Annotated in this window: 7 protein-coding genes and 1 tRNA gene; all 8 read right to left on the bottom strand. The window is 47.5% G+C overall.

The features are described from left to right. Positions 1 to 230 precede the first annotated feature (230 nt). The 8 genes from LI015_RS26245 to recF all read right to left on the bottom strand — a co-directional run bounded on the left by LI015_RS26245 (position 231) and on the right by recF (position 10,226). Positions 231 to 318 (bottom strand) — tRNA-Ser (locus LI015_RS26245). 77 nt (positions 319 to 395) lie between these two features. Next, positions 396 to 1,127, bottom strand: coding sequence for a lysophospholipid acyltransferase family protein (locus LI015_RS26240; RefSeq protein WP_002569315.1), 732 nt, complete (start codon positions 1,125 to 1,127; stop codon positions 396 to 398). A gap of 9 nt (positions 1,128 to 1,136) precedes the next feature. Then, a complete protein-coding gene (locus LI015_RS26235; RefSeq protein ID WP_002569314.1) occupies positions 1,137 to 1,688 on the bottom strand; it encodes a Fe-S-containing hydro-lyase in 552 nt (183 codons plus the stop codon). A gap of 30 nt (positions 1,689 to 1,718) precedes the next feature. Beyond that, a complete protein-coding gene (locus LI015_RS26230) occupies positions 1,719 to 2,561 on the bottom strand; it encodes a fumarate hydratase (RefSeq protein WP_227126662.1) in 843 nt (280 codons plus the stop codon). Then, positions 2,558 to 4,492, bottom strand: a complete 1,935-nt coding sequence (locus LI015_RS26225; protein ID WP_227126661.1) for a GGDEF domain-containing phosphodiesterase — start codon at positions 4,490 to 4,492, stop codon at positions 2,558 to 2,560. Before LI015_RS26225 ends, LI015_RS26230 begins: the two co-directional genes overlap by 4 nt. 123 nt (positions 4,493 to 4,615) lie before the next feature. Next, positions 4,616 to 7,162, bottom strand: a complete 2,547-nt coding sequence (gene gyrA, locus LI015_RS26220) for a DNA gyrase subunit A (protein ID WP_227126660.1) — start codon at positions 7,160 to 7,162, stop codon at positions 4,616 to 4,618. Between the two features lie 31 nt (positions 7,163 to 7,193). Next, positions 7,194 to 9,107: a DNA topoisomerase (ATP-hydrolyzing) subunit B gene (gene gyrB / locus LI015_RS26215; protein ID WP_002569310.1), complete on the bottom strand. Its 1,914-nt coding sequence runs from the start codon at positions 9,105 to 9,107 to the stop codon at positions 7,194 to 7,196. 33 nt (positions 9,108 to 9,140) lie between these two features. Next, positions 9,141 to 10,226, bottom strand: coding sequence for a DNA replication/repair protein RecF (recF, locus tag LI015_RS26210; RefSeq protein ID WP_227126659.1), 1,086 nt, complete (start codon positions 10,224 to 10,226; stop codon positions 9,141 to 9,143). Between the last annotated feature and the right edge of the window lie 2 nt (positions 10,227 to 10,228).

Raw genomic sequence — 10,228 nt, 5'->3', positions numbered from 1 at the left:
CAGCAGCAACTTTTATATCTTATCACAGTCGCTTGTGTTTGTCAACAACTTTTTTAACTTTTTTTGATTTTTGTTTTCAGCCAAATGGCTTTCCGCAATCATCAGTCGCTGTTGTTTTTGTCCAGCGGGTATTAACTATACCATAACTGTCGTTTATTGTCAACAACTTTTTAAAACTTTTTTTCATCTTACAAACAAGAGTGAAAAAAATAATCATTTGGAAAATGGAGCGGAGAAAGAGGGATTTGAACCCTCGCGCCGGTTTCCCGACCTACACCCTTAGCAGGGGCGCCTCTTCGGCCTCTTGAGTATTTCTCCGAATTGATATTTTCCATATGATTGCTTCTTTTGACATGCTTGTCCTCAGACGCATTGACCATTATACTAAATAGATTTTAGCTTGTCAAGCCATTTTTGGTGAGATTTTTATTTATTTCTTCCTGTATCCTGTCATGCACAAGATGTGCTATTTCTGAGGTTTTCATTCCCATATATTGATCCGGAAGAATAGGTTCCATATAGTGAACCTGCACTTCTTCCCTTTTTAACGAGTTCATGTCAAAGGGACGGAAGGAATTAACCAGGGCCACAGGTACAATGGGGCAGCCTGCTTTTACAGCACTCTTAAATGTACCGCTCTTAAAATCCAGTATTTCATTTCCGTTGCGGCTCCGGTGGCCTTCTGCAAATATAACAAAGTTACGGCCTGACTTTACCCGTTTGGTAACTTCAGTTATAATGCGCACCTGGTCTTTTATATCATCCCTGTCCATAGCAAGGCTTTTGGTTGCCCCCAATACCTGCTTTACCAGAATCCAGTTGGAGGCCTCTTTCTTTATTACAACAGACAGCGGTCTTGGGCAGGTTGAAAACAGGGCAAGCATATCGAACAGGCCCTGATGATTGGGAAACAGTATAAATCCGTCCTGAGACGGAATATGCTCTGTTCCCGTTGCAGTGACCGTAACCCTGCCCCTTCTGTTAATCCTCTTTACCATCTCCGATATATACCCATATTTTTCAGCAGCCGTCCTTGTATCTTCTTCTCTTGCCATACGCGAAATGGTGAAAAACCATATCGGTGCATGGAGTAAATTCATGAGTACCATATATATAATCCGCTTCATATCCCCTCGCTACAGAGTACAAAATTCCTTTACTGCTGTTTCATATAGATTATTACCAAGGGCATCCATCACCACAACCACCGGAAAATCCTGTATGGCCAGTCTGCGCACTGCCTCTGTGCCTAAATCTTCATATGCAACAATTTCGGATGAAAGAATGCATTTGGACAGAATGGCTCCTGCTCCTCCCACGGCGGCAAAATAAACAGCTCCGTTGCGCACAATGGCATCCATAACAGCCTTGCTTCTCTTTCCCTTTCCTATCATGGCCCCCATACCCAGGTCCAAAAGGCGCGGCGTATACTTATCCATACGGCTGGCTGTGGTAGGACCGGCTGAGCCAATGGCTCTCCCCTCCCTGGCTGGGGACGGCCCCATGTAATATATGATGCTGCCCTCTATATCAAACGGCAGTGATTCCCCTCTGTCAAGAGCCTCGTCCATCCGCTTATGGGCGGCATCCCTGGCCGTATAAATGGTTCCCGTAAGATATACATAATCTCCTGCTTTTAAGGAGGCAGCTTCCTCTTTTGTCATTGGTACATTCATATGTCGATTCATCTGAACAGGACTCCTTTCTCATTTACAGTTTTACAGTATTCTGCGGGCATGACGGTTTACATGGCAGCATATGTTTACGGCAAGGGGAAGGCCGGCTATATGGGTGGCGAATGTCTCTATGTTCACGGCAAGGGCTGTTACCCTCCCTCCCAGTCCCCCGGGGCCGATGCCTGACTGATTGATCCGGTTTAACATATCCTCTTCCAGATCTCTGACCCACTGCTTCCCAGGCTTATCCTCTATATCTCTGGTCAGGGCGTGTTTTGCCATCTGGGTACATTTCTCAAAGGTCCCGCCAATTCCCACTCCCACCACCATGGGAGGACATGCATTGGGGCCTGCCTCTCTCACCGCCTGAAGGATGGATTCTTTTACCCCTTCCAGACCGTCTGCAGGCTTTAACATGAACACACGGCTCATATTCTCGCTTCCAAATCCCTTGGGAGCCACTGTTATGTCAATCTGTTCCCCATCAACAATTTCACAGTGAATGACAGCCGGAGTGTTGTCCTTTGTATTAATTCTCTCTATAGGATCCCCCACCACAGATTTACGGAGATATCCCTGTTCATATCCCTGACGTACGCCTTCATTGACAGCATCGGCCAGTCTTCCCCCTGTGATATGTACATCCTGTCCTATTTTCATAAATACCACAGCCATACCCGTATCCTGGCAGATAGGTATTTTATCCTCTCCTGCGATTTTCAGGTTCTCCTTAAGCTGGCCCAGAACCTGGCGGCCCAGAGGGGACTCCTCCTCCTCCACTGCTTTTTCAAAGACCTTTCTCATATCCGGGGCCAGTCCGTAATTGGCCTCAATACACATGTCCCTTATTGCTTCTGTAATGGTTGCTGCGGCTATCTCCCTCATCTTCGTTGTTCCTCCCATCCTTTTGCTACGGCAGCCCTGAATTCATCTTCAGGCATGGGCTTTCCGTAATAATATCCCTGGACACAATCCACGCCGAATTGTCTCAGTAATTCTATCTGTTCCTCTTCTTCCACGCCTTCTGCCACAATTTTCTGACCCATGGCATGGAATGTCTCCACCATACTCCTCACAAATACCTGGACCTTGCTGTCCCCGGGCAGACGTACCAAAAGGCTTCTGTCCAGCTTAATGTACTCAAAGGGCAGAGACAGGGCACAGGATATATTGGAGTATCCGGTACCGAAATCATCCAGATAAAACCCAAATCCTTCTCCTGTCATTTCCTCCATCATCCTTTTCATATAATCCATGTCCTGAAGCAGTACACGTTCCGTAACCTCAATCTTCAACTGATCCGGATTCAGCCCGCACCGGTTCAGGCATTCATGGATTCTCGCACAAAGGCTGCGGTCCTCGAACTGCTGCATGGAAAGGTTGATGGAGATAGAATCTATTTTGTCCCGCATCTGTCCAAGAAGCGTGCAGACCTCCTCCAGCACAATCCAGCTCAGGTCGTCTATAAGGCCAGTTTCTTCAGCCAACGGTATGAACTCCGACGGCGATACGGGTTCACCGTCATAATCCCTGAGACGAAGGAGGGCTTCTGCGGAAGAAAACCGGTTGGTTTTTAAGTTAAATACAGGCTGATACCATACCTTAAACCGCCTTTGGCGGATGGATGTCTCCATAATATCCAGAATCCGCTTTCTCCTGTTTAACTGTTCCAGCAATTTTATATCAAACCGCCTCAGGCCTCCCGGTTCCTTTTTGGCATAGTGAATGCCCGATTCCAGATATTCTATAATCTGGGTGGCATTCCATTCCTGTCCCCTGTACATCACATCGGTGAAATAGGCCTGGATATAACTTCCCACGGCTCCCAGTTCCCATCGTTCCTCAAAGCGTTCCTGTATCCTTTTAAGACTTCCGGTTGATTCTTCTTCTGTTGCGTAGGGCAGCAGCACTGCAAACTCCACATTTCCAAACCGGAATGCCTTGGCGCCGGGCAGTATGTGGTCCAGCTCCCTGGCAATATTATATAAAAACTCATCCCCTTTTTTGTAGCTGAATTTCTCATTTACAAGAGAAAACTGCTTCAGACACACAAGAACTACCTGAAAATACTGCCTGCTGGCTATTCTCAGGGACAGCTCCTCAAAAAAGCTGTTCCTGTTTCCGATAAAGGTAAGGCTGTCCACCTCACTTCGCCTGGTCTGGAAGCTGATGAATATAACCATATTGACAATGGCCATAAACATGCCATTTAACTGAAGGTCCTTATAAATATGCTGGAACACAATACAGATGGCTGCGATCACCGGCATGGTGCGGATTAACCTGACCACCGGCCTGCTGACGCTGCGCCGGTGGCGCATGTAGCACAGCACCAGCATAAGCATCTCAATTGCCATAACTAAATATCCAATCCTGTTTAAGGGACCTCTTATGTATATCTGGTTTTCATCAAAATAAAACAGCACGCCGCTTCTAAGATTCCAGATTACAATTCCCCAAAATATGATATTCAGTATAAGGACGATTCTGCCGGTTATTCTCAGGCAACGTTTATCATACACATGTTCCAGTGTCAGGGCAAACATGTAGACAGCCATAACAGAGCAGGTCAAAATACACAGAATGAAATACAGGCTGTTAAGCAGCATATTCACTCCATGGGAAACAACGGCGGGCTTCGTGACCATATGTACACAGACAATGTTCAAAAGGATGGTCAAGACGGAAATCCAAAGACACACCTGATAGATTTTCCGCCTGCTGTTGGATACCAGCCGCCGTTCGTGATAGTATAAAATGAGAATAATATGAATGATAAGTCCTAATAATTCTGCTGCCAATGACCACATTACCATATTGTTCGGTTCTCCTCTTTTGTCCGTAACCAGGTAAGGGAACAAAAACATCAATGACTATTTCATAATGACTATTTCATAAAAAGGCTGTCGCAACTGACAGCCTTTTCATGGAACTGAATCTTAAACCGTTTCATCTGAATCTACATCTGCTTCTCTCTCTTCTTCAGAATCCCCGTTCTCTTCCTCGTAATACTCTTCATCATATACATTGCTGTCCTTGGTAACGCTTTCCCTTACCTTGGCTATACTTGCCACCTTGATGTCAGAATCCTGATCAATGCTCATGAGCTTGACGCCGGAGGTGTTTCGTCCAATCACGGAGATATCGTCAACCGTCATGCGTATAATAATGCCTTCTGTTGTTATTATCATAATTTCCCGGCCGTCATTTACCAGCTTGGCACCTACCAGATAACCGGTCTTATCCGTACACTTGTAGCAGATAACACCCTTTCCGCCCCTGTTCTGGGCGCTGAATTCAGTAATCATAGTACGCTTGCCCATGCCGTTCTCGGAAACCACCAGAAGGCTGTCTCCCTGGCTCTGCATCTGCATTCCGATGACTTCGTCGTCATCCTCAAACCGCATTCCAATAACACCCATGGATACCCGGCCGGTCACCCTTACATCGGTCTCGTTGAAACGGATACACATTCCCTTGCGTGTGACAAGCAGGATATCCTGGCTGTTATCTGTTGCCTTTACCTCAATCAGCTCATCGCCGTCCCGAAGCACAATTGCCTGCAGTCCGTTCTTGCGCACATGCTCATACTCCACCATAGGTGTTTTCTTGACCATGCCGTTTCTGGTAGCCATGAACAGATATTTGTCATCGTTAAATTCACGCATGGGGATAATGGCCGTAATCTTCTCCTCCGGCATCAGCTGAAGAAGGTTTATAATAGCCGTTCCCCTGGCTGTACGTCCTGCCTCCGGTATCTCATATGCCTTCAGACGGTACACGCGTCCGGTATTGGTAAAGAACATCATATAGTGATGGTTGGTGGTCATGAGAAGGTCCTCGATATAGTCCTCCTCAATGGTCTGCATGCCCTTGATTCCCTTGCCGCCTCTGTTCTGGCTCCTGAAATTATCTACATCCATACGCTTGATGTAGCCCAGATGGGTCATGGCAATGATGGTGTCCTCGTCCGGAATCAGGTCCTCCATGGACATATCATCGTCATATCCAATGGCTGTGCGGCGGTCATCCCCGTATTTATCAGAGATAATCATGATTTCATCCCGGATAACGGTAAGGAGCTTCTTCTCATCCGCAAGAATTGCCTTCAATTCCTCGATCTTTGCCTGAAGTTCCCTGTACTCATTCTCCAGCTTCTCACGTTCCAAACCAGTGAGAGCGCGGAGCCTCATATCCACGATAGCCTGTGACTGTGCATCGGAAAGCCCGAAGCGCTCCATCAACTGGTTCTTGGCATCCGCCACATTGGCGGCTCCGCGGATGATGCGGATTACCTCGTCAATGTTATCCAGGGCAATCAGCAATCCCTTTAATATATGGGCTCTTTCTTCTGCCTTGTTTAAATCATACTGGGTCCTTCTGGTAACTACCTCTTCCTGATGCTTTAAGTACTCCTCCAGCATCTGGTGCAGGTTCAGCACCTTTGGCTGGTTATTGATCAGGGCCAGCATAATAACACCGAAGGTGTCCTGCAGCTGGGTGTGCTTTAGCAGCTGGTTCAGGATTACATTGGCATTTACATCCCTGCGCAGCTCTATGTTGATCCGCATGCCTTCACGGTTGGACTCATCTCCAATGTAGGTAATGCCGTCAATTTTCTTTTCCTTGACAAGGTCGGCGATTTTCTCAATGAGACGTGCTTTATTAACCATGTAGGGAAGTTCCGTCACAATGATTCTGGATTTTCCGTTGGCCATGGTCTCTATGTTGGTCACGGCGCGGACCTTGATTTTGGCGCGTCCCGTGCGGTAAGCTTCCTCGATTCCCCTTCTGCCCAGAATGGTGGCGCCGGTGGGGAAATCAGGTCCCTTTACAATCTCCATGATTTCTTCCAGGGAGGTCTCACGGTCCTCCTCCACCCTGTTGTCAATCATCTTCACCACTGCTCCGATGATTTCCCTCAGGTTGTGGGGAGGAATATTGGTGGCCATACCAACGGCAATACCGGATGTGCCGTTTACCAGCAGGTTAGGATATCTGGATGGAAGGACAAGGGGCTCCCTCTCAGTTTCATCGAAGTTAGGTACGAAGTCCACGGTATCTTTATTGATATCTGCCAGCATTTCCATGGAAATCTTGCTTAAGCGGGCCTCAGTGTAACGCATGGCCGCAGCGCCGTCGCCGTCCACAGAACCAAAGTTTCCGTGGCCGTCCACCAGAGGATAACGGGTGGACCACTCCTGCGCCATGTTAACCAGCGCTCCGTAAATGGAGCTGTCTCCATGGGGGTGGTACTTACCCATTGTATCACCGACGATACGGGCGCACTTACGATGGGGCTTATCCGGACCGTTGTTCAGCTCTATCATGGAATACAGCACACGCCGCTGTACAGGCTTAAGGCCGTCCCTGACATCAGGCAGGGCCCTGGCGCTGATAACACTCATGGCATAGTCAATATAGGACTGTTCCATGGTTTTCTTAAGGTCTACTTCATGAACCTTGTCAAATACATTTGGTTCCATATTCAATCTCCTTTATGTTTGCAGTCTAAAATCAGATATCTAAGTTCTTCACCTTTTTCGCATTGGCTTCAATGAATTCCCTTCTGGGCTCTACCTGGTCGCCCATAAGGGTGGTGAAGGTCAAATCTACTTCAGACGTGGTTTCCTCATCCATGGTGACACGCAGAAGTATCCTGCGTTCCGGATCCATGGTTGTCTCCCACAGCTGCTCCGCATCCATCTCTCCCAGACCTTTGTAACGCTGGATTTTATTGCTGTTGTCGCGTCCAATCTCCTTGAGGATGGAATTCAGCTCATCATCGCTGTACGCGTACCATACTTTTTTATTCTTCTCCACCTTATACAGAGGCGGCTGGGCCAGGTATACATATCCCTGTTTGATTAACTCCGGCATAAATCTGTAAATAAATGTAAGAAGGAGGGTGCTGATATGCGCTCCGTCCACATCGGCATCCGTCATGATGATGATTTTGTGGTAACGGAGTTTGGATATATCGAAATCGTCATGAATACCTGTTCCAAATGCAGTTATCATGGCCTTAATTTCCGCATTGCCGTAAATACGGTCCATTCTGGCCTTTTCCACATTGAGGATCTTGCCGCGCAGGGGCAGGATGGCCTGGGTGGCGCGTGAACGCGCTGTCTTTGCAGAACCGCCTGCGGAATCTCCCTCTACAATGTAAATCTCGCAGTTTTCCGGATTTTTGTCGGAACAGTCAGCCAGTTTGCCCGGAAGGGCCATGCCGTCAAGGGCTGATTTACGGCGTGTTAAGTCCCTGGCCTTTCTGGCCGCTGCACGGGCCCTCTGTGCCAGTATGGATTTCTCACACATGGACTTGGCCACAGCCGGATTCTGCTCCAGGAAATAGGTCAGCTGCTCGCTGACAATATTGTCCACTGCCGCACGGGCCTCGCTGTTTCCCAGCTTCTGTTTTGTCTGGCCCTCAAACTGGGGATCCTCGATTTTAACACTGATGATGGCTGTCAGGCCCTCACGTATATCCTCGCCGGACAGGTTATCCTCGCTGTCCTTTAATAGCTTTTTCTCCCTGGCATAGTCGTTGAAGGTCTTGGTCAGGGCGTTCTTAAAGCCGGTGAGATGGGTGCCTCCCTCAGGCGTATTGATATTGTTTACAAATGTGTAGATATTCTCGGTATAGGAATCATTGTGCTGCATGGAAACTTCCACATACACGCCTTCCCTGGTTCCCTCGCAGTAAATAACCTGATCGTAGATAGGGGTCTTGCCCTTGTTCAGGTATGTGACGAATTCCTTGATTCCGCCCTCATAGTGGAATACCTTTTCTTTCTTTTCGTCCCTGTCATCCTTGAGGATAATCTTCAGGTTTTTCGTCAGGAACGCCGTCTCCCTGAGCCGGATTTTGAGGGTATCATAATCATAGACTGTCTCTTCAAATATTTCCTTGTCAGGCAGAAAGGTAACTCTTGTGCCGTGCTGTTCCGGACCGCATTTGCCCACAATCTTTAAGGGGTATGTTACTTTCCCCCTTTCATACCGCTGCTGGTAAATATTTCCATCCTTATAGACCTGGACCTCCAGCCATTCAGACAATGCATTTACAACCGAAGCACCAACGCCATGAAGGCCGCCGGATACCTTATATCCGCCGTTGCCGAATTTACCGCCGGCATGGAGGATGGTAAATACAACTTCCACGGCAGGAAGACCTGCCTTTTTCTGGATGTCTACCGGAATACCGCGGCCGTCATCCATGACTGTGATGGAATTGTCCTCGTTAATGGTCACATCGATGGAATCACAATATCCCGCCAATGCTTCATCTACCGCATTATCTACAATCTCATACACCAGATGATGGAGACCTCTGGCAGATGTGCTGCCTATATACATGCCAGGCCGCTTCCTAACCGCCTCAAGTCCTTCCAAAATCTGAATCTGATCTGCTCCGTATTGCTCTCCCATGTTATATAATCATCCTTTCTTTCTAGTACGGCATTAATTCTCGTTGATGACAGTCCCGTCAATTACCTTGAATACCTTATCTATCTGGAACCTGTTATTGACAAAATCATCCAGACCTGTGCAGGTAATCATAGTCTGTATATGTTTGATGGCTGACAGCAGATGGTTCTGCCTGCTGCTGTCCAGCTCTGATAACACATCATCCAAAAGCAGGATTGGATCGTCATGGCTCAATTGTTTCACCAGCTGAAGCTCTGACAGCTTAAGGGACAGGGCCGCTGTGCGCTGCTGCCCCTGGGATCCGAACCTGCGTATATCAATACCATTTACAATAAAACTTATGTCATCCCTGTGTGGTCCCGACAATGTGGTCTTCTGCTTCATGTCCTGGGCCCGGTTCTTCTTAAGGATATCCTCCATCTGGTCTTCCCGGGTGTAGGGTTCATAGGAAATGCATATGTCCTCCCTGCCGCCTGTGAGACTCAGATGAATGGCGTGTATGATTTCATTGAGCTGCTTAATGAATTCTCTTCGGAACTTAATCACCTCACGTCCGTAATTCACCAGCTGCATATCCCACACATCCAGGGTCTCCTCATATTCCGGCCTGAAAAACAGTTCCTTTAACAGCTTATTTCGCTGAAGAAGGACCTTATTGTACTGTACAAGGGAATGGACATAGAGTTTATTCAGCTGGCACAGTTCCATATCAATGAACCGCCTCCTCTCGGATGGCCCGTTCTTTATGATATTCAGATCCTCCGGCGAGAAGAATACCACATTGGCTATGCCGAACAGCTCACTGGCCTTGCGTATGGGAACCCCATTGATGGCAATGCCCTTTGGCTTGTTCTTTTTCAGATGCATGTCAATGCGGTAAGGGACATTGTTTTTCCTTATCTGCAATTTAATATGGGATTCATCCTGGTTGAACCGGATGATATCCCTGTCCTTGGCGCTTTTATGTGATTTGGACGTGCAGCACACATAGACTGCCTCCAGGATATTGGTCTTTCCCTGGGCATTGTCCCCATAAAGTATATTGGTTCCCTGATTAAACTCCATATGTAGTTCTTTGTAGTTGCGGTAATTTTTCAGTTCTATGGATTCTATAATCATGG

The organism is Enterocloster sp. 210928-DFI.2.20, from assembly GCF_020554465.1.
Classification (GTDB): Bacteria; Bacillota; Clostridia; order Lachnospirales; family Lachnospiraceae; genus Enterocloster; species Enterocloster bolteae.
Note: the sequence above shows the minus strand (reverse complement) of the source record. Positions and strands in the feature narration are given on the sequence as shown.

Coding starts and splice junctions, on each gene's coding strand:
- LI015_RS26240 (WP_002569315.1), bottom strand. CDS start 1,127: ATGAAGCGGATTATATATATGGTACTCATGAATTTACTCCATGCACCG.
- LI015_RS26235 (WP_002569314.1), bottom strand. CDS start 1,688: ATGAATCGACATATGAATGTACCAATGACAAAAGAGGAAGCTGCCTCC.
- LI015_RS26230 (WP_227126662.1), bottom strand. CDS start 2,561: ATGAGGGAGATAGCCGCAGCAACCATTACAGAAGCAATAAGGGACATG.
- LI015_RS26225 (WP_227126661.1), bottom strand. CDS start 4,492: ATGGTAATGTGGTCATTGGCAGCAGAATTATTAGGACTTATCATTCAT.
- gyrA (WP_227126660.1), bottom strand. CDS start 7,162: ATGGAACCAAATGTATTTGACAAGGTTCATGAAGTAGACCTTAAGAAA.
- gyrB (WP_002569310.1), bottom strand. CDS start 9,107: ATGGGAGAGCAATACGGAGCAGATCAGATTCAGATTTTGGAAGGACTT.
- recF (WP_227126659.1), bottom strand. CDS start 10,226: ATGATTATAGAATCCATAGAACTGAAAAATTACCGCAACTACAAAGAA.